Raw genomic sequence first — 25,853 nt, forward strand, 5'->3', positions numbered from 1 at the left:
ATGGCTCATGGGGTCTCCTCGGGACCGCGCGGGTCGGGATTGCGGGTGATGAACATGGCATCGCCGTAGCTGAAGAAGCGGTAGCGCTGCTCCACGGCCGCCGCATAGGCGGCCATGGTCTCCGGGTAGCCGGCGAAGGCCGAGACCAGCATCAGCAGGGTCGACTCCGGCAGGTGGAAGTTGGTGACCAGGGCATCTACCACATGGAAGCGCTTGCCCGGGTAGAGAAAGATATCCGTATCGCCGCTGAAGGCCTTCAGCTCGCCATCGCGCGCGGCGCTTTCCAGCGAGCGCACGCTGGTGGTACCGACGGCGATCACCCGGCCGCCACGGGCGCGGCAGGCGGCCACCGCATCGACCACGGCCTGGCCGACCTGCAGCCACTCCTGATGCATGTGATGGTCCTCGATACGCTCCACCCGCACCGGCTGGAAGGTGCCGGCGCCGACATGCAGGGTGACGAAGGCGGTGTCGATGCCCTTGGCGCGGATCGCCACCAGCAGCGCCTCGTCGAAATGCAGGCCGGCCGTGGGTGCGGCCACGGCGCCGGCCTTGGCCTTGTCGGAATAGACGGTCTGGTAGCGCTCGCGGTCGGCGGCCTCGTCGGGGCGATCGATGTAGGGCGGCAGCGGCATGTGGCCGACGCGATCCAGCAGCGGCAGCACCGGCTCGCCGAAGCGCAGCTCGAACAGCGCGTCGTGACGGGCCAGCATCTCGGCCTCGCCACCACCTTCTATATGGATCAGCGAACCCGGCTTGGGCGACTTGCTCGAACGCACATGGGCCAGCACGCGATGCTCGTCGAGCACGCGCTCGATGAGGATCTCCAGCTTGCCGCCGGAGGCCTTCTGGCCGAACAGGCGCGCGGGGATCACCCGGGTGTCGTTGAACACCATCAGGTCGCCGGGACGCAGGTACTCCAACAGGTCGGCGAACTGCCGATGGGCGAGCGCCCCCGTCGGGCCATCGAGCACCAGCAGGCGGCTGGCACGCCGTTCGGCCAGAGGGTGGCGGGCGATCAGGGAATCGGGAAGGTCGAAATGGAAGTCGGCAACACGCATGGCTGGTACATCTCCGGGGGGCGCCAAGCTTACCGGAAAGCCCCTCGCACGGCCACGCGCCGGCCGTCGCGACTAAGGCTGCGGGGGTGAGTAGGTGGCCATGATACGCTGCAGGCTGCCATCCCGGCGCATGGCCGCAATGGCGGCATTCAGCGCCGGCAGCAGCTCGGCACGCGAGCGATGCAGGCGAATGCGCAGCTCGGAACTGTTGATCACCGGCCCCTCCTCCAACCGCTCCTTGCCCGCCTGCAACTCGGGATGCGCATGGCGCAGATAGGCCAGCTCCAGCCGGTCGATGATGCCAGCCTGGCTGCGCCCCTGCGCCACCTTGTGCAGCAAGGCGATGGCATCGGGACTGTCGTGACGGCGAAAATACTCGCTGCCGGCGTAGCCATAGCCGCGCACGGTCGCAATCGTCTTGCCGCGCAGGTCCTCGAGCCGGGCAAACGCGAAAGCCCGGTCCGGGGCGAAGACCAGCACCTCCTCGACCTCAAGCACCGGCTCCGTCCACAGCGTAACCGCGACCTGTTCGGGCGCCGAGCGCCAGCCCTTGCTGACGCAGCATTCGAGTTGCACCCGGCCCTCGCGGAACATCTTCTGGGCGCGCAGCGGCGGGGCCGGACGCGCGGCCTGCAGATCGACCGCCAGCCGCTCATCCAGCGCCTCCATGAAGTCGCTGAACACGCCGCTGACCTGCCCCTCACGCACTATCCAGTAAGGCGCCCAGCTTTCGTTGGTCACGGCATAGGTCAAGGTGTCAGCCGACACAGCCCATGGCAGCGCGCAGATCAGACCGACCAGCCCACGGCGAACGACTCCACGCACCCGAATTTCCCCCATCGATACCCCGCCTGCCCGAGCATAGCCGACAACCCTCGTGAACGGGCTACCGCAACCCCCTCAGCCCCCCCTGAATCAAAGCCACCGCAGGCGGAAACCCGGAGAGCCCGGATGGCTCTCGGAGCGCCTGTCTCGCTGCCTCGGCGCGATTGACCACCCCAGGACGCCTCCCTATACTGCGCGCCCATCGTGCCTCGGTGGCGGAATCGGTAGACGCGGCGGATTCAAAATCCGTTTTCGAAAGAAGTGAGAGTTCGAGTCTCTCCCGGGGCACCACGTTTTTCTCCCTCCCAAATTGCCTGCAAAGCCTCTGGAATCGCCTGTTCCGGAGGGGTTGGCAAATCAGATTGAGTTAGCGTAGAGTGGGTCAACTGTGTTTGCATGGGTCGCCTTGAATCGTGACCTGGTGCAGTAGATCCTAGATCCGCTACATCCCGCTCGACTTCTCTTACTCTCTGCAACCAGTTCCAGCCCTCTCGCGCACAACGCAAGAGGCTGTCATCAACTCTAGTTTCAAGGAAATAAGACAATGTCGAATCGTCAAACCGGCACCGTCAAATGGTTCAACGACGAGAAGGGCTTCGGCTTCATCACCCCCGAGAGCGGTCCGGATCTGTTCGTGCACTTCCGCGCTATCGAAGGTTCGGGCTTCCGTAGCCTGAAAGAAGGCCAGAAGGTCACCTTCGAAGCCGTGCAAGGCCAGAAAGGCATGCAAGCCGACAAGGTCCAGGTTCTGGGCTAATCGCTGCTGCTAAGAAAGAGCCCCTGATGGCAACATCAGGGGCTTTTTTGTGCCCGTCGCACGCACCCCGTACAATCGCGCGCAGTCTCTATCCGCCGCGAGCCATCCATGCCCAAGCACCTGCTGCGCCCCCAGGGCGACTTTCCTTCCGCCGGCCCGATCCGTCGCTTCGCCGCGATCTTCTACGACTTCCTGCTGTGCATCGCCCTGCTGATGGTGGTCACTCTGCTGTACAAGGGGGTGCAGATGGCCATCTATGGCGAGGAGCGGCTGCGCCAGATGTCCGATGCCGGTGCCCTGGACGGCGACCCGCTGCTGTCCACCCTGCTGGTGATGAGCCTGTTCGGCTTCTTCGCCAAGTTCTGGACCCACAACGGCCAGACCCTCGGCATGCAGGTCTGGGGCCTGCGCATCCAGAATGCCGACGGCACGGCCATCAGCCTGTGGCAGGCGCTGCTGCGCTTCGTCGTGGCGATCGGCTCCTGGCTGTTCTGCGGCCTGGGCTTCCTCTGGGTACTGTGGGACAAGGACAAGCGCAGCTGGCACGACATCTACTCGGAGAGTCGCGTCGTGCAGCTGCCGAAGAACATCCACAAGAAGTAACCGGCCTCAGCCGGCGGCCAGCCCCGGCAGCAGCACGTTGCCGACCAGCCAGGCAGTAGCCAGCGCGCCGGCCAGGCAGAGCAGCGCGCCGCCGGCGGCCTGCCAGTAGAAGCCGCGCGCCAGCACGTCCTCGCCATGGCTGGAGAGGATGAAGGGATAGGATTCGCCCGGCTTGCGCAGCTGGTGGTGCACCGGCACCTCGCCACGCCCCAGTTGCCGACGCTGCGCCTCGGCGCACGCCGACTCGCGCATGCGCTCCCACTCACGCTGATCGAGCTGACCGTCGCCATTGCTGTCGAAGCGCTGCAGCAGACCGGCGAAATCACTCTTCCACTCGCGCACCACGGCCCCCTGGGCCAGGGTCAGGTCGAACGCCTCGGCACCGCCCTGGGTGCGGAAGTCGCCGATGGCGTAGAGCGGCTGGCCGGCGTGCAGACGTTCCTCGGTGTAGCGGTACTGACCATCGCCCATCAGCAGCATGCCGAGCAGGCCCAGCCCGCCCCCCTCGCTGCCGCCCAGCGGGCGACGCTCGCTGCCATGCCAGACCTGGCGCGTGGCAGGCCGCACCTCGGCGCCCCGCGGATTGACCAGGCACTCGCCGGTGGCATCCCTGAGCCGCAGCCAGGCCTCGCTGGAGCCGCTCTCCACCACCCGCCAGCGGCGCTGCTTGCCGCTGCGCTCGTACTCCTCGATCTTGAAGCGCCACCACAGGCAGGGCGTGCCGGTCAGCGGCGCACGTACCTCGCCTTCGTCCAGCGCATGCAGCACGCCATACAACTCGACATAGCCCTGGGCCGCGGAACGGATCTTCGAGGTCGGCGTGTTGAGCAGGAAGCGCGCCTCGGACAGGCGCTTGATGCACCACCAGCCGCCGCCGACGCAGGCGCCGACGCTGAAGGCCATGCTGATGGCCAGGCCGCCGACACCCATCTCAGTTGAACAGCGACTTGAGGTCGACGTCGGCCTTCTCTTCCTCGCTGAACTGCAGCAGCTCGGCCGCCTGGAAGGCGAACAGCCGCGCCAGGATCACATCGGGGAATTGCTCGATGCGCACGTTGTTCAGGTTGACCGCCTCGTTGTACAGCTCGCGGCGATCGGCGATGGCGTTCTCCAGGCCGGAGATGCGCTGCTGCAGGTGCTGGAAGCTCTCGTTGGCCTTCAGCTCCGGGTAGTTCTCGGCCAGGGCGAACAACTGGCCGAGGCCGGCGCGCAAGGTGCTCTCGGCCTTGCCCAGGGCACCCACGTCGTGCTGCTCGCGGGCACTGGCCACGGCGCTGCGCGCGGCGATCACCCGTTCCAGGGTGGTGCGCTCGTGCTGCATGTACTGCTTGCAGGTCTCCACCAGCTTGGGCAGTTCGTCGTGGCGCTGCTTGAGCAACACGTCGATGTTCGACCAGGCCTTGCTCACCCCGTGCTTGAGGCGCACCAGGCCGTTGTAGAGGACCACCGCCCAGGCGGCGAGAAGAAACAGCACGACGAGTACAGCGACGGCGGTGAGACTCATGGGCAACGCTCCTTGTGAACTGCCGGCATTCTAGCGACAGCGAGGCGGGCGTCCATAGAAGTCGCGATCACGAAAATGCTTTACACAAAATGCAAATCTTTCGCATTATTGTGCGGTTTTCCAGTGCATTCGCACGGCCTTCCCAACACCAAGAAGCTAAGGACTCCGCCATGACTCGCATGCCCCTGGCCACCGCCAGCCTGCTGGCCCTCGCCATTTCCCTCGCCGGCTGCGGCGACGACAAGCAGGAAGCCGCCGCTCCCCAGGCCAGCGCCCCGGCCGCCGCCAGCAGCGCTCCGGCCAAGGTCGAGGAAACCGCCGCCAAGGCCGTGGTCAGCCACTATGCCGACCTCGCCCTCGCCGTGTTCAGCGACGCCGCCAGCACCGGCAAGCAGCTGCAGAGCGCCATCGACGCCCTGCTGGCCAACCCCGGCGAAGACACCCTGAAGGCCGCCAGGCAGGCCTGGCTGGCCGCCCGCGTGCCCTACATGCAGACCGAAGTGTTCCGTTTCGGCAACGCCGTGGTCGATGACTGGGAAGGCCAGCTCAATGCCTGGCCGCTGGACGAGGGCCTGATCGACTACGTCGCCAAGGACTACCAGCACGCCCTGGGCAACCCCGGCGCCAGCGCCAACATCATCGCCAACACCAGCATCCAGGTCGGCGAAGACCAGATCGACGTCAGCGAAATCACTGGCGAGAAGTTGGCCGAGCTGAACGAGCTGGGTGGCTCCGAAGCCAACGTCGCCACCGGCTACCACGCCATCGAGTTCCTCCTCTGGGGCCAGGACCTCAACGGTACCAACCCGGGTGCCGGCGCGCGTCCGGCCAGCGACTTCCTGGTCGGCGAAGGTGCCACCGGTGGCAACAATGAACGCCGTCGTGCCTACCTGAAAGCCGCCACCGACCTGCTGGTTGCCGACCTCGACAGCATGGTCGTGCAGTGGCAGGCCGGCAACGCCGACAACTACCGCGCCAAGCTGGAGGCCGAGCCGGCCGAGAGCGGCCTGCGCAAGATGCTGTTCGGCATGGGCAGCCTGTCCCTCGGCGAGCTGGCCGGCGAGCGCATGAAGGTCGCCCTGGAAGCCGGCTCCACCGAGGACGAGCACGACTGCTTCAGCGACAACACCCACAACTCGCACTTCTATAACGGCAAGGGTATCCGCAACGTCTACCTCGGCGAGTACAAGAAGGTCGACGGCACCGTGCTGAGCGGCCCGAGCCTGTCCGCCCTGGTGGCCAAGCTGGACGCCCAGGCCGACGCCACCCTGAAGGCCGATCTGGAAGCCAGCGAAGCCAGGCTGCAGGCCCTGGTCGACAGCGCCGAGAAGAACAACGTGCACTTCGACCAGCTGATCGCCGCCGACAACGCCGCCGGCCAGCAGCTGGTGCGCGACGCCATCGCCGCCCTGGTCAAGCAGACCGCCGCCATCGAGAAGGCCTCCGCCGCTCTGGGCATCAGCGATCTGAACCCGGACACCGCCGATCACCAGTTCTGATACCCGCAGAGCTGTCCAGGACGGATGCGCCCACAAGGCGCATCCGTTTTTTATTGCTGTCCGCGCCAGGCACGCGCGGGAAATGCTCCCGGCGGCTTGGCGTGGCCGCGACAATCCGCCCCTTTCGCAAATGCTAATTCCTCTTATTCGAACTCCATTAGCCTGCTAAGATTGCCCGCCTGATCGACTGCCGGGTGAGTTCCGATGTCCTCCACGCTGCGCTTTTGCCTATTGCCGCTGGCCTTCGCCCTGGCGGCCTGCGAGCGCACGCCGGCGCCGGCCGAGCCCGGCGAAGCCCTGTCGGGCGGTGCCACCACGGTGCGCCAGAGCGACCACAACGCCTTCTCCCTGCCCTCGGCCAACCTGGCCCCTTCGCGCCGCCTCGACTTCGCCGTGGGCAACAGCTTCTTCCGCAATCCCTGGGTGATCGCGCCCTCCACCACCACCGCGCGAGACGGCCTGGGCCCGCTGTTCAACACCAACGCCTGCCAGAACTGCCATATCAAGGACGGCCGTGGCCATCCGCCGGCGGCCGACGCCGTCAGCGCCGTGTCCATGCTGGTGCGCCTGTCGATCCCCGGTGACGACTCGCCGGCCCACACCGAGCTGCGCCGGCGCCTGGGCGTGGTGCCCGAGCCGGTCTACGGCGGGCAGCTGCAGGACATGGGCAATCCCGGCCATGCTCCCGAAGGCCGGGTACGGGTGAGCTACGAGAGCGTGCCGGTGCGCTTCGCCGATGGCACGCGGGTCGAGCTGCGCAAGCCGCGCCTGCAGATCGACCGCCTGGGCTATGGCGAGCTGCGCCCGGATACCCTGTTCTCCGCGCGGGTGGCGCCGCCGATGATCGGCCTGGGCCTGCTCGAGGCGATTCCCGAGGCAGCGATCCTGGCCAATGCCGACCCCGATGACCGCGACGGCGACGGCATCCGCGGCGTGCCCAACCGGGTCTGGGACGATGCCCGCGGCGCCACGGTGCTCGGCCGCTTCGGCTGGAAGGCCGGCCAGCCCAACCTCAGCCAGCAGAACGCCCACGCCTTCTCCGGCGACCTCGGCCTGACCACCACCCTGCTGCCGCGCGACGACTGCAGCCCGGCGCAGGTCGACTGCCGCGCCACGGCGCCTGGCGGCAGCCCGGAGGTGAGCGACAAAATTCTCGCCAGCGTGCTGTTCTACAGCCGCAACCTGGCCGTGCCGGCCCGCCGCGGCGTGGACCGGCTGGACGTGCGCCGTGGCAAGCAGCTGTTCATGGATGCCGGCTGCGCCCAGTGCCACACCCCGAGCTTCGTCACCGCCGCCGACGCCGCCGAGCCGGAGCTGGCCCGGCAGACCATCCGCCCCTACACCGACCTGCTGTTGCACGACATGGGCGAGGGCCTGGCCGACGACCGCCCCGAGTTCCTCGCCAGCGGCCGCCAGTGGCGCACCGCGCCGCTGTGGGGCATCGGCCTGACCGAGGCGGTCAACGGCCACACCCAGCTCCTCCACGACGGCCGCGCGCGCAACCTACTGGAAGCCATCCTCTGGCACGGCGGCGAAGCGCAGCGTGCCAGACAGGCCGTACTCGAATTCGATGCCGGCGAGCGCGACGCGCTGCTGGCCTTCCTCAACTCCCTGTAAGGAGTCCGGCATGATCCGTTCGCCCCTCGCCATCGCCCTGCTCGCCCTCGGCCTCACCGCCTGCGGCCCGCAGGACCCGCAACAGCAGGCCAGCGCCGCCCTGGTCGACGGCGTGCTGCTGCCGGCCTACAGCGCCTGGCACCAGTCCAACCAGCAACTGGCCGAGAGCGCCGCGGCCTTCTGCGCCGGCAACCAGGACCTCGGTGCCACCCAGCAGGCCTTCCTCGCCGATGTCGCCAGCTGGGCTGCCCTGCAGCCGCTGCTGGTGGGCCCGCTGGCCGAAGGCAACCGCGCCTGGCAGGTACAGTTCTGGCCGGACAAGAAGAACCTGGTGCAGCGCCAGGTCGAGGCCCTGCTCAACAGCAAGCCACAGCTGACCCGGGCCGACCTGGACCAGGCCAGCGTGGTGGTACAGGGCCTGAGCGCCTACGAGTACGTGCTCTTCGATGCCGCCATCGACCTAGCCGACGCCGCCCAGAAAGCGCGCTACTGCCCGCTGCTGGTGAGCATCGGTGCGCACCAGCAGCAGCTGTCCGGCGACATCCTCGCCCAGTGGCAGGGCGATGCCGGCATGGCCAGCCAGCTGCGTGAATTCCCCAACCCCCGTTATGCCGATTCGCAGGAGGCGCTGGCGGAACTGCTGCGCGCCCAGGTCAACGCCCTCGACGGCATGAAGAAGAAGCTCGGCGCCGCCCTCGGCCGGCAGAGCAAGGGCCTGCCGCAGCCATACCAGGCCGAGTTCTGGCGCAGCAACGCCAGCCTGGCCAGCCTCGCCGCCAGCCTGGCCAGCGCCGAGCGCGTCTGGCTGGGGGCCAACAACGACGGCATGCGCACGCTGCTCAGCACCGAACAGGCCGAGCTGGCCACCCGCCTCGACCAGCAGTACGCCGCCACCCGCCAGCAGCTGGCCACCCTGCAGCGCCCGCTCGGCGAGCTGCTGAGCGAGGAGGCCGGCCGCGCCGAGCTGAACGCCTTCTACGACAGCCTCAACGCCCTGCACCGCCTGCACGAGAGCGAGCTGGCCAAGCTGCTCGGCATCCAGCTGGGCTTCAATGCCCACGATGGTGACTGAATGCAGCGCAGAACCTTACTCGGCCTCGGTGGCCTGGGCCTGGCCGCCACCGCATTCGGCGGCTGGAAGCTGATCGGCCACGGCCCCCAGCCGCTGCTGCTGTCGGCCCGCGACGATGGCGACGGCCAGCACTATGCGGTCGGCTACCGGCTGGACGGCAGCAAGGCCTTCGCCACCCGCGTGGCCGAGCGCTGCCACGACGTGGTGCCGCACCCCGGCCTGCCGCTGGCGGTGTTCGTCGGCCGCCGCCCGAGCCGCGAAAGCTACCTGATCGACACCCGCGACGGCCGCCTGCTGCAGACCCTGGCCTCGCCCGCTGACCGCCACTTCTACGGCCACGGCCTGTTCCACCACAGCGGCGAGTGGTTCTACAGCACCGAGAACGACACCGCCGAGCCCGGCCGTGGCGTGCTCGGCGTGTATCGCCTGCAGGACAACCAGCTGCAGCGCGTCGGCGAACACTCGAGCCACGGCGTCGGACCGCACCAGCTGCTGTGGCTGCCCGGCGGCGAAAGCCTGGTGGTGGCCAACGGCGGCATCCGCACCGAGGCCGACAGCCGGGTGATGATGAACCTCGACGCCATGGAGCCGAGCCTGGTGCTGATGCGCCGCGATGGCAGCCTGATCAGCAAGGAACAGTTGCCGCAGCGGATGAACAGCGTGCGTCACCTGGCCGTGGCCGCCGACGGCACCATCGTCTCCGGCCAGCAGTACGAGGGTGATCCGCAGGACAGCGTGCCGCTGCTGGCGATCAAGCGCCCCGGCCTGGCCTTCCAGCCCTTCCCCCTGGGCGAAGCGCAGCGCGCGGCAATGAACCAGTACACCGCCAGCCTGGCCATCCACGACGAGCTGCGCCTGCTGGCGCTGACCGCGCCGCGCGGCAACCGCTTCTTCATCTGGCACCTGGACAGCGCCGAGCTGCTGCTCGACGCCCCGCTGCCGGACTGCGCCGGCGTCGGGGCGGTGGCGGACGGCTTCGTGGTCACCTCCGGGCAGGGTCGCTGCCGCCTGTACCGCTGCCACGGCGAGCGCATCACCGCCGAGCCGCTGCAGCTACCAGCCGGACTCTGGGACAACCACCTGCGCCTGGCCTGAAAGCACCGCTGCAGAGAGGAAAATACCGGCCAATGGCTTAAGGCCAGCAGTCCGCTGCCGACCTATACTGCAACAGGCAGCATCAGCCACTGTCACCGGCCTGTCATTGCCGGCGGATAGGGATATCCGCAATTCCGCCGCCCACTCGTGTGGCGGAGGGTTACTACCCGCCAAGAGGTCCTCCCCATGTTTCTGCAAAAATCCCTGCGTGCGCAGATCCTCGCCCTGCTCGGCGGCAGCCTGGCCCTGATCCTGATCACCGCCCTGGCCTGCTTCAGCTTCCTTTCCGGCGGCCTGCAGGCCTATCGCGGCCTGCTCGAGGGACCGCTGGAAGCCTCCCGGCTGATCGACTCGGCCAACGTCGAATTCAAGATCCAGGTGCAGGAGTGGAAGAACGTCCTGCTGCGCGGCCAGGACAGCGACAGCCTGAACAAGTACTGGGGCCAGTTCGAGGCCCAGGAGCGCAAGGTGCAGGACATCCTCGGCGAACTCTCCACCCTGGCCAGTGGCGATGCCGCCCTGAAGAGCCAGGTCGAGCGCCTGCGCAGCGAGCACCAGACCCTCGGCGCCAACTACCGCAAGGGCCGCGACGCCTTCGTCGCCGCCGGCGGCGATGCCAAGGCCGGCGATGCCGCGGTCAAGGGCATCGACCGCGCCGCCAGCGAACAGATGAGTGTGCTGGTCGACCAGCTGCATGCGCTGAGCCTGGAGCAGGCCGCGCAGATCAACGCCGGCGCCGAACGCACCATTCTGCTCGGCACCCTGGTCATGCTGGCCGCCAGCGTGGTGATCGCCCTGTTCAGCCTGTGGCTGGTCAACCGCCACCTGATCATCCCGATCCGCCATCTGATCAACCATGTCGACCAGCTCAGCCACGGCCGCTTCGGCCAGCGCGTCGAGGTTGCCCGCAAGGACGAGCTGGGCATGCTGGCCCGTGCCGCCAATACCCTGCGCGACTTCCTCGCCAGCACCACCGAGAGCCTGCGCCTGAGCAGCGGCAACCTGGACAGTGCCAGCGGCGAGCTGAACCAGATCGCCTCGCGCATGACCCTGGGCATCAACGAGCAGTTCGAGCGTACCGATCAGGTCGCCACCGCCATGCACGAGATGTCCGCCACCGCCCAGGAAGTGGCGCGCCACGCCGCCGAGGCCGCGCATGCCGCCGACGACGCCGACAGCTCGGCGCGCCAGGGCGGCAAGGTGATGGCGTCGACCATCCAGACCATCACCGGCATGCGCGGCGAGATCGCCAACACCGCCGAGGTGATCCGTCGCCTGGAGGCCGACAGTGGGCGCATCGGCAAGGTGCTGGAAGTGATCCGCGGCATCGCCGAGCAGACCAACCTGCTCGCCCTCAACGCCGCCATCGAGGCCGCCCGTGCCGGCGAGCAGGGCCGCGGCTTCGCCGTGGTGGCCGACGAGGTGCGCCACCTGGCCCAGCGCACCGCCGAGTCCACCGCCGAGATCAACCAGATCATCGATACCGTGCAGACCGGCGCGCTGAACGCCGTGCGCGCCATCGAGAGCGGGCAGAGCCGCAGCGAGGAAGGCGTGACCCAGGTGACCGAGGCCGGTGCCATGCTCGAGCGCATCACCGGCGCGGTGGAGGCGATCCGCGACATGAACCGGCAGATCGCCACCGCCGCCGAGGAGCAGACCTCGGTGGCCGAGGACATCTCGCGCAACCTTACCGAGATCACCGCCATCGCCAGCGCCAACCAGGAAAACGTCGAGCGCACCCAGGCCGCCAGCCACACCCTGCGCAGCCTGTCCGGCGAACTGAATGAAGTGACCCAGCGCCTGGGCGCCTGAAGCAAGACGCCCCGGCGCAAGTCCGGGGCATCGGTGACACAGAATGGTCGCGAAAATGCGGCCATCTGTGCGGTTTGCGCGACAAACCGTTGCGCGATAATGCATCGGCAACCTTTTGCAAATGGGTTTTTTTGACTTGACCGTCAAGCGGTACTAACGTGCCCGCTTCGCCTATTCCCAGGCCACTCCCTGACCTGCCAAGGAACCGGAATATGTTGCTCCGCCGCATGCTCATCATGCTGGGCGTCGTACTCGTCGTGGTGCTCGCCCTCGCCGCCTACAAAGGCTTCTCCATCTATCAGCAGATCCAGATGTTCTCGGCGCCGCAGCCGGCCATCAGCGTGTCCGCCGCCCGTGCCGAGACCCTGAACTGGCAGAGCCGCCTACCGGCGATCGGCACGCTCAAGGCCTTTCAGGGCGTGGACCTGACCGCCGAGGTGCAAGGCACGGTCAAGGAAGTGCTGTTCCAGTCCGGCGAGAAGGTCGCCCTCGGCCAGCCGCTGCTGCAGCTGGACAGCGAAGTCGAGCGCGCCATCCTCGCCACCGCCGAGGCGGTGCGCGCCCTGGCCCGCGTCGAATACCAGCGCGGGCAGGACCTGATCAAGCGTCAGGCCATCTCCAAGAGCGAGTTCGACCGTCTCAATGCCGAGCTGCTCAAGGCCGAGGCCAGCGTCACCCAGCTCAAGGCCGAGCTGGACAAGAAACGCATCCTCGCGCCCTTCGCCGGCACCATCGGCATCCGCCAGGTGGACGTCGGTGACTACCTGAGCCCCGGCACCTCTTTCGCCACCCTGCAGGATCTGTCCAGGCTGTACGTCGACTTCTTCCTGCCGGAGCAGGCCTACCCGCAGCTGGCCATCGGCCAGCGCGTGAGCCTGTCCGTGGCGGCCTACCCCGGCGAGGTGTTCGAGGGCGAGATCAGCGCGCTCAACCCCAAGGTCGAGGAAACCACCCGCAACGTGCAGGTCCGCGCCATGCTGGCCAATCCGGACAGCAAACTGCTGCCGGGCATGTTCGCCAACCTGGACGTGCTGCTACCCGGCGACAAACCACAGGTGGTGGTGCCGGAAACCGCGATCACCTACACCCTGTACGGCAATTCGGTGTACGTGATCGGCGAGAAGAAGGACGACCAGGGCCAGGTGGTGAAAGACGACCAAGGCCAGCCCCAGCTGGTGGTGGAACGCCGCTTCGTAGAGACCGGCGAGCGCCGCGATGGCCAGGTTCTGATCCGCAAGGGCCTGCAGGCCGGCGAGCAGGTGGTCACCGCCGGCCAGCTCAAGCTGGACAACGGCGCCCACGTCAAGGTGATCGACGACCAGGCCCTGGAGCGCCAGAGCGCCCCGGCACCAGCCGCCCCGTAAGAGTCCCGGCGCCGGCCGGCTCCACCGGGGCCGGCCAGGCGCGTGACCCGCAGTTTCACCGGCCGCCCCGCGGCAGCCAAGGAATTCGTTATGGCTTTTACAGATCCTTTCATCCGTCGCCCGGTGCTGGCAACCGTGGTCAGCCTGCTGATCATCCTGCTGGGCATGCAGGCCTTCGGCAAGCTGGTGATCCGCCAGTACCCGCAGATGGAGAACGCCCTGATCACGGTGACCACCGCCTACCCCGGGGCCAACGCCGAGACCATCCAGGGCTACATCACTCAGCCGCTGCAGCAGAGCCTGGCCAGCGCCGAGGGCATCGACTACATGACCTCGTCGAGCCAGCAGAACCTCTCGGTAATCTCCATCTATGCGCGTATCGGCGCCGACACCGACCGCCTGTTCACCGAGCTGCTGGCCAAGGCCAACGAGGTGAAGAACCAGCTGCCGCAGGACGCCGAGGACCCGGTGCTGTCCAAGGAGGCAGCCGATGCCTCGGCGCTGATGTACGTCAGCTTCTACAGCGACGAGCTGAGCAATCCGCAGATCACCGACTACCTCTCGCGGGTGATCCAGCCCAAGCTGGCCACCCTGCCCGGCATGGCCGAGGCCGAGATCCTCGGCAACCAGGTGTTCGCCATGCGCCTGTGGCTGGACCCGGTGAAGATGGCCGCCTATGGCATCACCGCCGGCGACGTCACCGATGCCGTGCGCCGCTACAACTTCCTCGCCGCCGCCGGCGAGGTGAAGGGCCAGTACGTGGTCACCAGCATCAATGCCACCACCGACCTCAAGTCGGCCGAGGCCTTCGCCGCCATTCCGGTGAAGACCGACGGCGACAGCCGCGTGCTGGTGCGCGACATCGCCCGGGTGGAGATGGGCGCGGCCAACTACGACTCGATCAGCTCCTTCGACGGCATCCCGTCGGTGTACATCGCCATCAAGGGCACGCCCAGCGCCAACCCGCTGGACGTGATCAAGCATGTGCGCGCGATCCTGCCTGAACTGGAGGCGCAACTGCCGCCGAATCTGAAAGTCTCGATCGCCTATGACGCCACCGAGTTCATCCGCGCCTCCATCGAGGAAGTGGTGAAGACCCTGGGCGAGGCGGTGCTGATCGTCATCGTCGTGGTCTTCCTGTTCCTCGGCGCGTTCCGCTCGGTGCTGATCCCGGTGATCACCATCCCGCTGTCGATGATCGGCGTGCTGTTCTTCATGCAGCTGATGGGCTATTCGATCAACCTGCTGACCCTGCTGGCCATGGTGCTGGCCATCGGCCTGGTGGTGGACGACGCCATCGTGGTGGTGGAAAACATCCATCGCCATATCGAGGAGGGCAAGACGCCGTTCGACGCCGCCATCGAAGGGGCCCGCGAGATCGCCGTGCCGGTGATCTCGATGACCATCACCCTGGCCGCGGTGTACGCGCCCATCGGCTTCCTCGAGGGCCTGACCGGCGCCCTGTTCAAGGAGTTCGCCCTGACCCTGGCCGGCGCGGTGATCATCTCCGGTGTGGTGGCGCTGACCCTGTCGCCGATGATGTGCTCCAAGCTGCTGCGCCACGAGGAAAACCCCTCGGGCCTGGCGCACAAGCTGGACCTGATCTTCGACAGGCTCAAGCGCCGCTACCAGGCGGCCCTGCACGGCACCCTCAACACCCGCCCGGTGGTGCTGGTGTTCGCCGTGATCGTGCTGTGCCTGATCCCGGTGCTGCTGATGTTCAGCAAGAACGAGCTGGCGCCGGAGGAGGACCAGGGCATCGTGTTCCTGTTCGCCAACGCGCCGCAGCCGACCAACCTGAACTACGTGAACGCCTACACCGACCAGTTCGTGAAGATCTTCAAGGAGTTCCCCGAGTACTACTCGTCCTTCCAGATCAACGGCTTCGATGGCGTGCAGTCGGGCATCGGCGGCTTCCTGCTCCAGCCCTGGGACGAGCGAGAGCGCACCCAGATGGAGCTGTTGCCGATCGTCCAGGGGCGCCTCAACGACATCCCCGGCCTGCAGATCTTCGGCTTCAACCTGCCGTCGCTGCCGGGCACCGGCCAGGGCCTGCCGTTCCAGTTCGTGGTCAACACGCCGAACGACTACGAGTCGCTGCTGCAGGTGGCCGACCGCATCAAGGCGCGGGCCATGGAGTCGGGGCAGTTCGCCTTCCTCAATGTCGACCTGGCCTTCGACAAGCCCGAGGTGGTGGTCGACATCGACCGCGAGAAGGCGGCGCAGATGGGCGTGTCCATGCAGGACCTGGGCGCCACCCTGGCCACCCTGCTTGGCGAAGGCGAGATCAACCGCTTCACCATCGACGGGCGCAGCTACAAGGTGATCGCCCAGGTCGAACGCGCCTATCGCGACAACCCGGGCTGGCTGGGCAGTTATTACGTGAAGAGCGAGAGCGGGCAGATGGTGCCGCTGGCCACCCTGATCAAGGTCAGCGACCGTGCGCGGCCAACCAAGCTCAAGCAGTTCCAGCAGCTCAACTCGGCGATCATCGAGGGCGTGCCGATCGTCAGCATGGGCGAGGCGGTGGAGACCATCACCCGCATCGCCCGCGAGGAGGCGCCACGCGGCTACTCCTTCGACTACGCCGGCGCCTCGCGCCAGTACATCCAGGAAGGCAGCGCGCTGTATGTCACCTTCGCCCTGGCCCTGGCGATCATCTTCCTGGTGCTGGCCGCGCAGTTCGAGAGCTTCCGCGACCCGCTGGTGATCCTGGTCACCGTGCCGCTGTCGATCTGCGGTGCGCTGATCCCGATCTTCCTCGGCTTCTCCAGCATGAACATCTACACCCAGGTGGGCCTGGTGACGCTGATCGGCCTGATCAGCAAGCACGGCATCCTGATCGTCGAGTTCGCCAACCAGCTGCGCCACGACAAGGGCCTGTCGATCCGCGCGGCCATCGAGGAAGCCGCGGCGATCCGCCTGCGCCCAGTGCTGATGACCACGGCCGCCATGGTGTTCGGCATGGTGCCGCTGATCCTGGCCAGCGGCGCCGGCGCGGTCAGCCGCTTCGACATCGGCCTGGTGATCGCCACTGGCATGTCGATCGGCACCCTGTTCACCCTGTTCGTGTTGCCCTGCGTCTATACCCTGCTGGCCAGCCCGGACAAGGCGCCGGCGCCGGCAAGCGCGGCGGCCCACTGAGGGCGGACAACAAAAAGCCCCGCCTAGGCGGGGCTTTTTTATTGGCGCCTGTTACTGCGCGCCTTTCATCGCGTGGCTCAGGCCGAAGATCAGTAGCACCAGGTTGTCGCTGTCCGCGCTGACGGGCCGATCGACCGCATGGCGGGAGGAAACGGCCGGACACCGCTGGTCGGCACAGCTGACCAGGTCCACGACCTGCGGCGCCGGTTCCTGCCAGGCGGCAGCGGCCAGGGCCGTGACACTCAGGGCACCGACGAGGAACAATCCTCGGGCAATTTCTAACTTCATCTCGATAACCCCTTGAAAGCGCTGCCAAACGCCTGAATGAACACTAGCCTAGCCAGGACACCATGGCCGCTCCGGCTGACCAACGGCAATGGGCACGGCCGAGCTTAGTCTGACAAAGGCCCATGACAGTTCCGCGACTAGCCCAATTCCGGCAGGGAATATCCGTACTGTTGCCGGTAACCCTGCAGCAACTGCTGCCACTCCTGGTCATTCCACGGCGAATGGCGGCGTAGCTGACGCAGATCGTGCCGCACCAGGCGGCGGCGATTGAGACGGCGCCGACTCTTCTCCAGATCGAGCAGGGCCACCTCGACCTCCATGCCGACCACCCGTACGAACACATGCTTGGCATACAGGCAGCCATGCTGCCAGCGTCCCTGGTGCATACGCGCCAGCGTCGCGCCAACGGCCTGTAGCAGGCGCTGCTGCAGGGCCTGGTCATAGCGCTCGCGAGCGCCATTGGCATAGAAGCTGTCGATATCCTCGAAGCCCTCCAGCGCCTCGGTCACCAGCAGGCCGCGCCAGCCCTCCTGCGGACAATGCGCGGCGCCACAGTAGACCAGGCGCGGTACGCGCACCCCCAGACGGCCGAGGGCCAGCAGTGCATCGCGCTCGCGCAGCACGGTCGGCCGGCCGAACGGGTGGAGAGGACTACGGTAGAGATGGCCGGTCTGCCGCTTGGCATACCACAGCCCCTGCTCGGCGCTGACCCGCTGTACGCCACTGGCACCACCACGGCGCTGATTGGGCGCCTCCACCCACTCGCCCTGCAGCTGCCACCAGCGATCGAAAGCGCTGCCATCGGGCAGCGAAGACTGACTCGGATTCATTTCTTGTTATTAGGCCCCTGTGAAACAAGGCGTAACAGAAACATCATTTGCCCCGCATCGCAAGCAACGGCGACGCCCGGTTGGCCGCCCCCATGAAAAAGCCCCGCACAAGGCGGGGCTCTTTCGTTACAGCCAGGGCTGACGGTCGGCTTACATCATGCCGCCCATGCCACCCATGCCGCCCATGTCCGGCATGGCCGGAGCGGCTTTGTCTTCGACGATGTCGGCGACCATGGCTTCGGTGGTGATCATCAGACCGCCGATGGAGGCCGCAGCCTGCAGGGCGGAACGGGTGACCTTGGCCGGGTCCAGGATGCCCATCTCGATCATGTCGCCGTAGGTGTCGGTAGCGGCGTTGAAGCCGAAGTTGCCGGAGCCGTTCTTCACCTTGTCGACCACCACGCTCGGCTCGCCGCCGGCGTTGGAGACGATCTGGCGCAGCGGAGCCTCGACGGCGCGACGCAGCAGGGCGATACCGACGTTCTGGTCTTCGTTGTCGCCTTTCAGGCCTTCGATGGCCTGCAGGGCACGCACCAGGGCAACGCCGCCGCCAGGTACCACGCCTTCTTCGACGGCAGCACGGGTGGCGTGCAGGGCGTCTTCGACACGGGCCTTCTTCTCTTTCATCTCGACTTCGGTGGCCGCGCCGACCTTGATCACGGCAACACCGCCGGCCAGCTTGGCCAGACGCTCTTGCAGCTTCTCCTTGTCGTAGTCGGAGGTGGTTTCCTCGACCTGCTTGCGGATCTGCGCTACGCGGGCTTCGATGTCGGCCTGAGCGCCGGCACCGTCGATGATGGTGGTGTTTTCCTTGTTCAGCACAACGCGCTTGGCGTTACCCAGGTGCTCCAGGGTGGCGCCTTCCAGCGACAGGCCGACTTCCTCGGAAATCACGGTACCGCCGGTCAGGATGGCGATGTCCTGCAGCATGGCCTTGCGGCGGTCGCCGAAGCCCGGAGCCTTGACGGCAGCCACTTTGACGATGCCGCGCATGTTGTTGACCACCAGGGTGGCCAGGGCTTCGCCTTCCACGTCCTCGGCCACGATCAGCAGCGGACGGCCGGACTTGGCCACGGCTTCCAGCACCGGCAGCAGCTCGCGGATGTTGGAGATCTTCTTGTCGACCAGCAGCAGCAGCGGGCCTTCCAGCTCGGCCACCATGGTGTCCGGCTTGTTGATGAAATACGGCGACAGGTAGCCACGGTCGAACTGCATGCCTTCTACGACGGACAGTTCGTTTTCCAGGCCCGAGCCTTCTTCAACGGTGATCACGCCTTCCTTGCCGACCTTCTCCATGGCCTCGGCGATGATGTCGCCGATGGAGTTGTCGGAGTTGGCGGAAATGGTGCCGACCTGGGCGATGGCCTTGGTGTCGGTGCACGGCTTGGCCAGGTCCTTCAGCTGGGCAACGATGGCCGCGGTGGCCTTGTCGATGCCGCGCTTCAGGTCCATCGGGTTCATGCCGGCGGCAACCGACTTCAGGCCTTCGTTGACGATGGCCTGGGCCAGTACGGTGGCGGTGGTGGTGCCGTCACCGGCAGCGTCGTTGGCCTTGGACGCAACGTCCTTGACCAGCTGGGCGCCCATGTTCTCGAACTTGTCTTTCAGCTCGATTTCCTTGGCCACGGACACGCCGTCCTTGGTGATCAGCGGAGCACCGAAGCTGCGATCCAGGACCACGTTGCGGCCTTTCGGGCCGAGGGTGGCTTTGACGGCGTCGGCCAGGACGTTGACGCCAACCAGCATTTTCTTGCGAGCGGAATCGCCGAATTTGACTTCTTTAGCAGCCATTTTGCTTGTTCCTCAATTCTGTACGTTAGGACGGAGATGCGTCGGATCAGGCTTCGATGACGGCGAGGATTTCGTGCTCGCCCATCACCAGCAGGTCTTCGCCGTCGACCTTGACGGTGTTGCTGCCGCTGTACGGGCCGAACACCACCTTGTCACCGACCTTGACGGCCAGCGGGCGAACTTCGCCGTTGTCCAGGACTTTGCCGGTACCGACGGCGACGACTTCACCCTGGTTCGGCTTCTCGGCGGCCGAGCCCGGCAGCACGATGCCGCCAGCGGTTTTGGTCTCTTCTTCGCTGCGACGGATGACGACGCGGTCATGCAGAGGACGAAGCTTCATTGTCGATCTCTCCTGATAGTGGTTTCACTGGCCGGCGAATGCGCCGGCGGGTTAGGCAAAACCGGCTTGGGGCCGGACGCGGCACGCCAGGGGCGCACCGCGAAAGACTGTTCTGCCGCCGCAATGCGACAGAAACCTTGCGGTGATCGCTAGATAGGGGCGCTCAAGGGCATTTCAAGGGCGGCGGGTGAAATTTTTTATGCCTCACCGCCGCCCGGCATGCAGCACCGCTCAATCGCGGCGCTGGTATTCGCCTTCGATGACCTGCGGGCGGGTCTGGCCGCTGCGCGCGGCCGGGTCATCGAAGAACGCACGCTGGCGCAGCGCCTGCTCCTGGGCGCGGCGCTGCAACTTGCCGATCAGCAGGCGACGGGTGAAGGGAATCAGGCAGAGCAGGCCGAACACATCGCTGATGAAGCCCGGCAGCAGGAGCAGACCGCCACCGACGGCGATCAGCAACCCTTCGAACATCTCCTGTTCGGGCATCTCGCCGCGCGCCAGCTTCTCGCGGGCCCGCCAGGCGGTGGCCACACCGGCCACGCGCAGCAGCACACTGCCGAGGATGGCGGTGCCGATCACCAGCAGCAGGGTGGGCAGCACGCCGATGGCGCTGCCGACCTGGATCAGCACGGCCAGTTCGAGGATGGGGAACAGCAGGAACAGAAACAGAAAAGCGCGCATCGCGAGGAGTCCTTGGCGGAAGAACGGCTTCCGATGGGAGAGAAGTATGGGGCCGGCGGCTTAATTCAAGCTGACACCTGCCCGGCGGTCGGCAAGACCTCGGCCCGAGCCAGCAATACCAGGGCCTGGCGCACGGCGCCGGGGTTGTTACAGGATGTTGGGAAGGCCAGCCAGTACAGGCCCTTGCCGATGCGCAGGTGGAAGCCTTCGCTGTCGATGCCGACCAGCTGCGCCGCCTCCTGCGTGGGCAGCCCGGCCAGTTGCACGTAGTGGGCGATGGCGTCGGCGTGGTCGGCGTTCATGTGCTCGAGCATGCCGCGCTCGGCCTCGCCGGCATGCGGGTTGGCCAGCTCGACCTCCTGCAGCCAGTGGATCGCGCCGAAGCCGCCGATGAAGCGCCAGCGCACCGGCTGCAACACCCAGAAGTCGAAGTCGTGGGTGCTGTGGTAGTCCTGCGCATCGGGGAAGTAGCGGTAGTAGCGCTCGGCGGCGGCCGCGATGGCGGCCGGTTCGTCGAGCTGCCGCGCCTCGGCCAGCAGGGTCAGGCGCCCGGCAGCCTGCACGTCCTCGGCGCCGCGCTCGCCGACCAGCAGCGAACACCTGGCATCCTGCTGCAGATTATGGGTGTGCTGGGCGATGCGGCTGATCAGGATCAGCGGCCGGCCCTGGGCATCCAGGCAATAGGGCACCACCGATCCGAAAGGGAAGCCCGGCATGCTCTTGGAATGGGTGGAAAGCACCCCGCGGTATTCCTTGAGCAGCATTTCTCGGGCATGCTTGCCGGCTGTCACGCTCAGTTTATGACTCCTCGCAGAGAATCCGTCGGAAACGAAACGGACAAGCGCCCGGCATAGCCCGCTACCGCGCCAGCGAGGCCACCTGTAAGACCTTAGAGGGGTAGTGTTATGGAACTCAAAGACAAAGTCATCATCATCACCGGCGGCTGCCAGGGCCTGGGCCGCGCCATGGGCGAATACCTGGCCGCCAAGGGCGCCAAGCTGGCCCTGGTCGACCTCAACCAGGAGAAGCTGGATGACGCCGTGGCCGCCTGCAAGGCCGCCGGTGGCGACGCCCGCGCCTACCTGTGCAACGTGGCCAACGAAGAGCAGGTGACCCACATGGTCGCCCAGGTGGCCGAGGACTTCGGCGCCATCAACGGCCTGGTCAACAACGCCGGCATCCTGCGCGACGGCCTGACCATCAAGGTCAAGGACGGCGAACTGAGCAAGATGAGCCTGGCCCAGTGGCAGTCGGTGATCGACGTCAACCTGACCGGCGTGTTCCTCTGCACCCGCGAAGTGGCGGCCAAGATGATCGAGCTGAAGAACACCGGCGCCATCGTCAACATCTCCTCCATCTCCCGCGCCGGCAACATCGGCCAGGCCAACTACTCCGCGGCCAAGGCCGGCGTCGCCGCCGACACCGTGGTCTGGGCCAAGGAACTGGCACGCTACGGCATCCGCGTGGCGGGCGTCGCTCCGGGCTTCATCGAGACCGAGATGACCGCCAGCATGAAGCCGGAAGCCCTGGAAAAGATGACTTCCGGCATCCCGCTGCGGCGCATGGGCAAGCCGGCCGAGATCGCCCACTCGGTGGCCTACATCATGGAGAACGACTACTACACCGGCCGGATCCTGGAGCTCGACGGCGGCCTGCGCCTTTAACTTGGGTTTCGATCTGCTGCGCGTCGGCCAGGCGTTGTTGGAGAAGGCCCTGGGTCGCCAGCCCGGTCGGGCTGCTCATTTACACTCAGTAAACTCCGCGCCCTCGGCCCTTCTCCGCCTAGCCTGGCTCTAGCTCGCGAGATCGATCCGCCAGTCCGTAAAAAGCCCCGCATTGCGGGGCTTTTTGCATTCCAAGGAGCGCTACTTCTTACGCAACTTGGCGCAGTGATCCTCCGGCGCATTGGCGGCGGTGTACCAGACATAATCGGCGCTGTCGGCAGCCGGCTGCTTGCCGACTTCGGCGAGGATCAGTACCAGGTTGCCTTCGCCGGCCCCGAGGTCGGCCAGGTGCAGCGGCACGCCGAGGTCCTTGCGCACATGGAAGGCACCGGCCAGCAGCATGGCCGGCTGCGGCGCGGCGAGCAGGTGCTCGGCCATGCGTCGGTCGCGCTGCTGCTGCACGGCAAGCATGGCCGGGATCTGGCTGTCCGGCAGCAGGCCGCAATGCGACTCGCGAATGTCTGCCTGCAGCTTTTCCTGCACCGCCGGCGCGGTGGAGGCCGTGCCCTGCAAGGTCGGGCGAGCCCGATAGATCTGCATGATCTCGGCCCGATCCAGGTTGGCCGCCAGCAGCGGATAGGGCTGGCGCAACTGGTACTGCACCAGCGCGCCGTAAAGCCCCCAGTCCCAGCCAGGCTGCCAGGCCAGCGCGGCGAAGGTATCCCGCGGTGCACGGCCGGCGCGCACCTCGGCCTGTACCTGCTCGACCCTGGCCTGCTGGTCGGGGTTGAGCATCTCCAGCAGCAGGCTGCCCTGCGGCCGCTGGGCGGCCAGTTCGCGCGACAGCCACAGCTGCAGGGCGTGATGATCGGGGTTGTCGTGCTGTTCGCCGACCAGCACCCGCGGCGCCTTGGCCAGGCGCTCGACCAGTTGCTGCGGGGTGATGACCTGGCCGCTGGCCAGCTCGACGATCTGCCCCAGCTGGGCATGGTCTCGCCCCTCGGCCGCGATGGGCGCCGGCGGCGGCAGCACGCCACGCGATTGGCAGGCAGCCATCAGGGGAATGAGGCAGAGCAGCAGGATGCGCATGCAGGTTCCTTATGGATAGGTTCCCTCTCCCGTTTACGGGAGAGGGCTAGGGAGAGGGCAGAGCCCAACCCTCTCCCCCGGCCCCTCTCCCACAAGTGGGCGTGGGGAGTTCGTTCGGGCTACATATTTATCGTGCCACTATCAGCGGATGGCCACGCTCCGGGTGGCGCTGGATCAGCACGTCGAGGCCAAACACCTGGCGCAGCGGCTCGGCCTGCAGCACCTCGTCCGGCGTGCCGTAACCGTGTGGCCGCCCGCGCTGCAGCAGGAGGATACGGTCACAGTAGCGCGCCGCCAGGTTGAGGTCGTGCAGGATGACCAGCACCGCCGCGCCCTGGCAGGCGAAATCGCGCACGGCCTGCAGGGTGGTGTGCTGGTGCAGCGGGTCGAGCGCCGAGGTCGGCTCATCGAGCAGCAACACCTGCCCTGCCCCGCCCGGCCACAGCTGTGCCAGCACCCGCGCCAGGTGCACGCGCTGGCGCTCCCCGCCGGACAGCGCCAGGTAGCTGCGCCCACGCAGGTGCTCGGCGTCTGCGGCACGCAGCGCCGCGTCGACGATTTCGCCATCGCGTACGCGGCCGCTGGCATGCGGCAGGCGCCCCATGCCGACCACGTCGAGCACCGGAAAGGCGAAATTCAGCGTTGAACTCTGCGGCAGCACCGCCAGGCGCCGCGCACGCTCCTGGCCAGACCAGGCACCCAGCGCGCGCCCGTCCAGGGTCACGCTGCCGGCGGCGGCCTCCAGCTCGCCACTCAGGGCACCGAGCAGCGTGCTCTTGCCTGCCCCGTTGGGGCCGAGCACGCCCAGCACCTGGCCCGGCTGCAGGTGCAGGTCGATATCGGCCAGCACGGTGCAGTGCCCGCGCCGAACACTTAGATTATCGGCACGCAGCATCAGGCTCGCCCCCGCACCAGCAGATAAAGGAAGAAGGGCCCGCCGAGCAGCGCCGTGATGATGCCGATCGGCAGCTCGGCCGGCGCCAGCACCAGGCGTGCGGCGAGGTCAGCCAGCAGCAGCAGGCTGGCTCCGGCTAGCAGGGAAGCCGGCAGCAGCACGCGGTGATCCGGCCCGACCAGCAGGCGCATCAGGTGCGGTACCACCAGGCCGATGAAACCGATCAGGCCGGCGGCCGCCACGGCGGCACCGACGCCGAGGGCGGTGCACAGCACCAGCTCCAGCTTGATCCGTTCGACGTTGAAGCCCAGGTGGCGCGCCTCCGATTCCCCCAGCAGCAGGGCATTGAGCGCATCGGCGCGGCGCGGCAGCCACAGCGTCACGCCGAGGGTCACCAGCAGCAACGGCCACAGCCTTGGGTAGCTGGCACCGTTGAGGCTGCCGAGGTTCCAGAACGTCAGGCTGCGCAAGGTGGCATCGTCGGCCAGATAGGTGAACAGGCCAACGCCGGCACCGGACATGGCGGTCATCGCCACACCGGCCAGCAACATGGTGGCGACATGGGTCTGCCCGTCGCGGCGGCCGAAGCGGTAGACGATCGCCGTGACCAGCAGGCCGCCGCCGAAAGCACAGATCGACAGCAGGTAGGGCGACCAGGCCGCCGGCAGGCCACCGATCAGGCTGCCACCGACGATGGCAATGGCCGCCCCCAGCGCCGCACCGCCGGCCACGCCGACCAGGCCGGGGTCGGCCAGCGGGTTGCGGAACAGGCCCTGCATGGCCACGCCGGACAGGGCCAGCACCGCGCCCACGCAGAGACCGAGCAGGCTGCGCGGCAGGCGGATCTGGCCGAGGATCAGCTCGGCCTGCTGCAGCTCGGCGCCGCCGACCGGCAGGCCGAGCAGGCGCAGCGCGGCCAGCAGGGTATCGCCCAGCGGCAGGCTCACCGGCCCCAGGGCCAGCGACAGCCAGAACGCGAGTAGAAGCAGCGCGCCCAGCGCCAGCAGCAAGGGGCGGGGTCGGAAAACAGGATTCATCGGTCGAGTTCGGCCGTCAGTGCTTGCGCGGAAGGATAAAAGGCCGCCGACAGCTCGGCCAGCCCCTCGGGCAGACGCGGCCCCAGGCCACCAACCAGCAGGGTCGGGTCGAGGGCCAGCAGGCGGCCGTCGCGCACCGCACGGGTCTGCTGCAGCAGCGGATTATGCTTGAGCAGCGCCTGGCGCGCCTCCTCGCCGTGCAGACTGCGGTCGGCGAAGATCAGCACCTGCGGGTCCAGCGCCAGCAGCGCCTCGTTGGAGAGCGCCTTGTAGCCCTGGTGCGCCACCGGGCTCTCGCCACCGGCCTGCTCGATCAGCCACACCGCCAGGCTGCCCTGGCCGGCCGCCATGAGGTTGCTGCCGGCGTGCCCGAGCAGCATCACTACCCGTGGTGGCGCCTGCGTGCGCCGGGCCTCGGCCACCCACTGCGCCTGGTCTTGCAGCTGTTGGCGGTAGGCGGCCATCTGCTCGCGCGCCTGCGCGGGCACGCCGAGCAACTCGCCCAGGCGCAGGACATTGCGCTCCAGGGTCGCAAGGTCAGGCTTGGCCGACAGGCTCTCCACCCGCACCCCGGCCGCCACGATCTGCGCTACAACCGGCGGCGGGCCCATTTCCTCGCTGCCGATCAGGATATCCGGGCGCAGTGACAGCACGCCTTCGGCGGACAGCGCACGCTGATAGCCGACACTCGGCAACTGGCGTAGCGACTGCGGGTGCAGGCTGGTGGTGTCAACGCCGACCAGCTTGCCTTCACCCCCGAGGCGCACCACCCACTCGCTGAGCGAGCCCCCCGAGCTGACCCAGCGCTGCGGCAGCTCGGCGGCCGCGGCGGCATGGCTGAACAAGAGGCTGCTGCACAGCAGAACGCAGTTGGCGAGGCGCATC

General features: G+C 67.3%; 24 protein-coding genes and 1 tRNA gene. 11 read left to right on the forward strand and 14 right to left on the reverse strand.

Annotated elements, in window-relative coordinates; genetic code table 11:
- Positions 1–5 precede the first annotated feature (5 nt).
- Entirely contained in the window at positions 6–1,061 is a 1,056-nt protein-coding gene (gene queA / locus AAG092_RS06745; protein WP_373389076.1) for a tRNA preQ1(34) S-adenosylmethionine ribosyltransferase-isomerase QueA, read from the reverse strand.
- Between the two features lie 72 nt (positions 1,062–1,133).
- Positions 1,134–1,802, reverse strand: coding sequence for a substrate-binding periplasmic protein (locus AAG092_RS06750; protein ID WP_373389077.1), 669 nt, complete (start codon positions 1,800–1,802; stop codon positions 1,134–1,136).
- A gap of 290 nt (positions 1,803–2,092) precedes the next feature.
- Between AAG092_RS06750 and AAG092_RS06755 the strand changes: the two genes are divergently transcribed.
- The 3 genes from AAG092_RS06755 (at position 2,093) to AAG092_RS06765 (ending at position 3,246) form a co-directional block, all read left to right on the forward strand.
- Positions 2,093–2,177: transfer RNA gene (locus AAG092_RS06755), tRNA-Leu, on the forward strand.
- Positions 2,178–2,430: 253 nt separating this feature from the next.
- A complete protein-coding gene (locus AAG092_RS06760; RefSeq protein ID WP_021700367.1) occupies positions 2,431–2,643 on the forward strand; it encodes a cold-shock protein in 213 nt (70 codons plus the stop codon).
- A gap of 108 nt (positions 2,644–2,751) precedes the next feature.
- Complete coding sequence (locus AAG092_RS06765; protein WP_110680954.1) at positions 2,752–3,246, forward strand: RDD family protein; 495 nt, start codon at positions 2,752–2,754, stop codon at positions 3,244–3,246.
- A gap of 6 nt (positions 3,247–3,252) precedes the next feature.
- Here the strand turns inward: AAG092_RS06765 and AAG092_RS06770 are convergent, their stop codons facing one another.
- Both AAG092_RS06770 and AAG092_RS06775 read right to left on the reverse strand, forming a co-directional pair.
- Positions 3,253–4,176, reverse strand: coding sequence for a GIDE domain-containing protein (locus AAG092_RS06770; RefSeq protein ID WP_373389078.1), 924 nt, complete (start codon positions 4,174–4,176; stop codon positions 3,253–3,255).
- A gap of 1 nt (position 4,177) precedes the next feature.
- Positions 4,178–4,750 (reverse strand): LemA family protein, encoded by a 573-nt coding sequence (locus AAG092_RS06775; RefSeq protein WP_110680952.1) that lies wholly within the window; start codon positions 4,748–4,750, stop codon positions 4,178–4,180.
- A 170-nt stretch (positions 4,751–4,920) separates the two neighbouring features.
- Between AAG092_RS06775 and AAG092_RS06780 the strand changes: the two genes are divergently transcribed.
- The 7 genes from AAG092_RS06780 (at position 4,921) to AAG092_RS06810 (ending at position 16,353) form a co-directional block, all read left to right on the forward strand.
- On the forward strand, positions 4,921–6,249 hold the full coding sequence (locus tag AAG092_RS06780; RefSeq protein ID WP_373389079.1) for an imelysin family protein: 1,329 nt from the start codon (positions 4,921–4,923) through the stop codon (positions 6,247–6,249).
- A 204-nt stretch (positions 6,250–6,453) separates the two neighbouring features.
- Positions 6,454–7,866 (forward strand): di-heme oxidoredictase family protein, encoded by a 1,413-nt coding sequence (locus AAG092_RS06785; protein ID WP_373389080.1) that lies wholly within the window; start codon positions 6,454–6,456, stop codon positions 7,864–7,866.
- A gap of 10 nt (positions 7,867–7,876) precedes the next feature.
- Positions 7,877–8,938, forward strand: coding sequence for an imelysin family protein (locus tag AAG092_RS06790; protein WP_373389081.1), 1,062 nt, complete (start codon positions 7,877–7,879; stop codon positions 8,936–8,938).
- Positions 8,939–10,033 carry a DUF1513 domain-containing protein gene (locus AAG092_RS06795; protein WP_373389083.1) on the forward strand — a complete coding sequence of 365 codons (1,095 nt, stop codon included), beginning with the start codon at positions 8,939–8,941 and terminating at the stop codon, positions 10,031–10,033.
- A gap of 186 nt (positions 10,034–10,219) precedes the next feature.
- A complete protein-coding gene (locus AAG092_RS06800) occupies positions 10,220–11,845 on the forward strand; it encodes a methyl-accepting chemotaxis protein (protein WP_373389084.1) in 1,626 nt (541 codons plus the stop codon).
- A gap of 212 nt (positions 11,846–12,057) precedes the next feature.
- A complete protein-coding gene (locus AAG092_RS06805) occupies positions 12,058–13,209 on the forward strand; it encodes an efflux RND transporter periplasmic adaptor subunit (protein ID WP_110680946.1) in 1,152 nt (383 codons plus the stop codon).
- Between the two features lie 90 nt (positions 13,210–13,299).
- Positions 13,300–16,353 (forward strand): multidrug efflux RND transporter permease subunit, encoded by a 3,054-nt coding sequence (locus AAG092_RS06810; RefSeq protein ID WP_373389085.1) that lies wholly within the window; start codon positions 13,300–13,302, stop codon positions 16,351–16,353.
- Between the two features lie 51 nt (positions 16,354–16,404).
- Here the strand turns inward: AAG092_RS06810 and AAG092_RS06815 are convergent, their stop codons facing one another.
- From AAG092_RS06815 to AAG092_RS06840, 6 genes are all read right to left on the reverse strand, one after another.
- Positions 16,405–16,641, reverse strand: a complete 237-nt coding sequence (locus AAG092_RS06815; RefSeq protein ID WP_110680944.1) for a hypothetical protein — start codon at positions 16,639–16,641, stop codon at positions 16,405–16,407.
- A 137-nt stretch (positions 16,642–16,778) separates the two neighbouring features.
- Positions 16,779–17,471 carry a lipopolysaccharide kinase InaA family protein gene (locus AAG092_RS06820; RefSeq protein ID WP_373389086.1) on the reverse strand — a complete coding sequence of 231 codons (693 nt, stop codon included), beginning with the start codon at positions 17,469–17,471 and terminating at the stop codon, positions 16,779–16,781.
- Between the two features lie 150 nt (positions 17,472–17,621).
- Positions 17,622–19,262, reverse strand: coding sequence for a chaperonin GroEL (groL, locus tag AAG092_RS06825; protein WP_110680942.1), 1,641 nt, complete (start codon positions 19,260–19,262; stop codon positions 17,622–17,624).
- A 46-nt stretch (positions 19,263–19,308) separates the two neighbouring features.
- Entirely contained in the window at positions 19,309–19,602 is a 294-nt protein-coding gene (locus tag AAG092_RS06830; RefSeq protein ID WP_021700385.1) for a co-chaperone GroES, read from the reverse strand.
- Positions 19,603–19,833: 231 nt separating this feature from the next.
- On the reverse strand, positions 19,834–20,283 hold the full coding sequence (locus AAG092_RS06835) for an FxsA family protein (RefSeq protein ID WP_373389087.1): 450 nt from the start codon (positions 20,281–20,283) through the stop codon (positions 19,834–19,836).
- Positions 20,284–20,348: 65 nt separating this feature from the next.
- Positions 20,349–21,080, reverse strand: coding sequence for a HugZ family protein (locus AAG092_RS06840; protein ID WP_373389565.1), 732 nt, complete (start codon positions 21,078–21,080; stop codon positions 20,349–20,351).
- Between the two features lie 108 nt (positions 21,081–21,188).
- Between AAG092_RS06840 and AAG092_RS06845 the strand changes: the two genes are divergently transcribed.
- The gene (locus tag AAG092_RS06845; RefSeq protein ID WP_110680939.1) at positions 21,189–21,947 is read left to right on the forward strand and encodes an SDR family oxidoreductase; all 759 of its coding nucleotides are present in this window, start codon (positions 21,189–21,191) and stop codon (positions 21,945–21,947) included.
- Positions 21,948–22,148: 201 nt separating this feature from the next.
- Here AAG092_RS06845 and AAG092_RS06850 read toward each other — a convergent pair whose 3' ends face one another.
- The 4 genes from AAG092_RS06850 to AAG092_RS06865 all read right to left on the reverse strand — a co-directional run bounded on the left by AAG092_RS06850 (position 22,149) and on the right by AAG092_RS06865 (position 25,852).
- On the reverse strand, positions 22,149–23,036 hold the full coding sequence (locus AAG092_RS06850) for a ChaN family lipoprotein (RefSeq protein ID WP_373389088.1): 888 nt from the start codon (positions 23,034–23,036) through the stop codon (positions 22,149–22,151).
- A gap of 127 nt (positions 23,037–23,163) precedes the next feature.
- A complete protein-coding gene (locus tag AAG092_RS06855) occupies positions 23,164–23,931 on the reverse strand; it encodes a heme ABC transporter ATP-binding protein (RefSeq protein ID WP_373389090.1) in 768 nt (255 codons plus the stop codon).
- Positions 23,931–24,968 (reverse strand): FecCD family ABC transporter permease, encoded by a 1,038-nt coding sequence (locus AAG092_RS06860; RefSeq protein WP_373389091.1) that lies wholly within the window; start codon positions 24,966–24,968, stop codon positions 23,931–23,933. Before AAG092_RS06860 ends, AAG092_RS06855 begins: the two co-directional genes overlap by 1 nt.
- Positions 24,965–25,852, reverse strand: a complete 888-nt coding sequence (locus AAG092_RS06865) for a hemin ABC transporter substrate-binding protein (protein WP_373389092.1) — start codon at positions 25,850–25,852, stop codon at positions 24,965–24,967. The genes AAG092_RS06860 and AAG092_RS06865 overlap by 4 nt, the downstream gene beginning before the upstream one ends.
- Between the last annotated feature and the right edge of the window lies 1 nt (position 25,853).

The organism is Pseudomonas alcaligenes (assembly GCF_041729615.1).
Lineage (GTDB): Bacteria > Pseudomonadota > Gammaproteobacteria > Pseudomonadales > Pseudomonadaceae > Aquipseudomonas > Aquipseudomonas alcaligenes_B.

What these genes read in the sequence shown, in the direction of transcription:
- AAG092_RS06810 (WP_373389085.1), top strand. Translation starts at nt 13,300, where the DNA reads ATGGCTTTTACAGATCCTTTCATCCGTCGCCCGGTGCTGGCAACCGTG.
- groL (WP_110680942.1), bottom strand. Translation starts at nt 19,262, where the DNA reads ATGGCTGCTAAAGAAGTCAAATTCGGCGATTCCGCTCGCAAGAAAATG.
- AAG092_RS06815 (WP_110680944.1), bottom strand. Translation starts at nt 16,641, where the DNA reads ATGAAGTTAGAAATTGCCCGAGGATTGTTCCTCGTCGGTGCCCTGAGT.
- AAG092_RS06790 (WP_373389081.1), top strand. Translation starts at nt 7,877, where the DNA reads ATGATCCGTTCGCCCCTCGCCATCGCCCTGCTCGCCCTCGGCCTCACC.
- AAG092_RS06860 (WP_373389091.1), bottom strand. Translation starts at nt 24,968, where the DNA reads ATGAATCCTGTTTTCCGACCCCGCCCCTTGCTGCTGGCGCTGGGCGCG.
- AAG092_RS06805 (WP_110680946.1), top strand. Translation starts at nt 12,058, where the DNA reads ATGTTGCTCCGCCGCATGCTCATCATGCTGGGCGTCGTACTCGTCGTG.
- AAG092_RS06835 (WP_373389087.1), bottom strand. Translation starts at nt 20,283, where the DNA reads ATGCGCGCTTTTCTGTTTCTGTTCCTGCTGTTCCCCATCCTCGAACTG.
- AAG092_RS06780 (WP_373389079.1), top strand. Translation starts at nt 4,921, where the DNA reads ATGACTCGCATGCCCCTGGCCACCGCCAGCCTGCTGGCCCTCGCCATT.
- AAG092_RS06845 (WP_110680939.1), top strand. Translation starts at nt 21,189, where the DNA reads ATGGAACTCAAAGACAAAGTCATCATCATCACCGGCGGCTGCCAGGGC.
- AAG092_RS06785 (WP_373389080.1), top strand. Translation starts at nt 6,454, where the DNA reads ATGTCCTCCACGCTGCGCTTTTGCCTATTGCCGCTGGCCTTCGCCCTG.
- AAG092_RS06855 (WP_373389090.1), bottom strand. Translation starts at nt 23,931, where the DNA reads ATGCTGCGTGCCGATAATCTAAGTGTTCGGCGCGGGCACTGCACCGTG.
- AAG092_RS06795 (WP_373389083.1), top strand. Translation starts at nt 8,939, where the DNA reads ATGCAGCGCAGAACCTTACTCGGCCTCGGTGGCCTGGGCCTGGCCGCC.
- queA (WP_373389076.1), bottom strand. Translation starts at nt 1,061, where the DNA reads ATGCGTGTTGCCGACTTCCATTTCGACCTTCCCGATTCCCTGATCGCC.
- AAG092_RS06800 (WP_373389084.1), top strand. Translation starts at nt 10,220, where the DNA reads ATGTTTCTGCAAAAATCCCTGCGTGCGCAGATCCTCGCCCTGCTCGGC.
- AAG092_RS06850 (WP_373389088.1), bottom strand. Translation starts at nt 23,036, where the DNA reads ATGCGCATCCTGCTGCTCTGCCTCATTCCCCTGATGGCTGCCTGCCAA.
- AAG092_RS06830 (WP_021700385.1), bottom strand. Translation starts at nt 19,602, where the DNA reads ATGAAGCTTCGTCCTCTGCATGACCGCGTCGTCATCCGTCGCAGCGAA.
- AAG092_RS06775 (WP_110680952.1), bottom strand. Translation starts at nt 4,750, where the DNA reads ATGAGTCTCACCGCCGTCGCTGTACTCGTCGTGCTGTTTCTTCTCGCC.
- AAG092_RS06820 (WP_373389086.1), bottom strand. Translation starts at nt 17,471, where the DNA reads ATGAATCCGAGTCAGTCTTCGCTGCCCGATGGCAGCGCTTTCGATCGC.
- AAG092_RS06770 (WP_373389078.1), bottom strand. Translation starts at nt 4,176, where the DNA reads ATGGGTGTCGGCGGCCTGGCCATCAGCATGGCCTTCAGCGTCGGCGCC.
- AAG092_RS06865 (WP_373389092.1), bottom strand. Translation starts at nt 25,852, where the DNA reads ATGCGCCTCGCCAACTGCGTTCTGCTGTGCAGCAGCCTCTTGTTCAGC.
- AAG092_RS06760 (WP_021700367.1), top strand. Translation starts at nt 2,431, where the DNA reads ATGTCGAATCGTCAAACCGGCACCGTCAAATGGTTCAACGACGAGAAG.
- AAG092_RS06765 (WP_110680954.1), top strand. Translation starts at nt 2,752, where the DNA reads ATGCCCAAGCACCTGCTGCGCCCCCAGGGCGACTTTCCTTCCGCCGGC.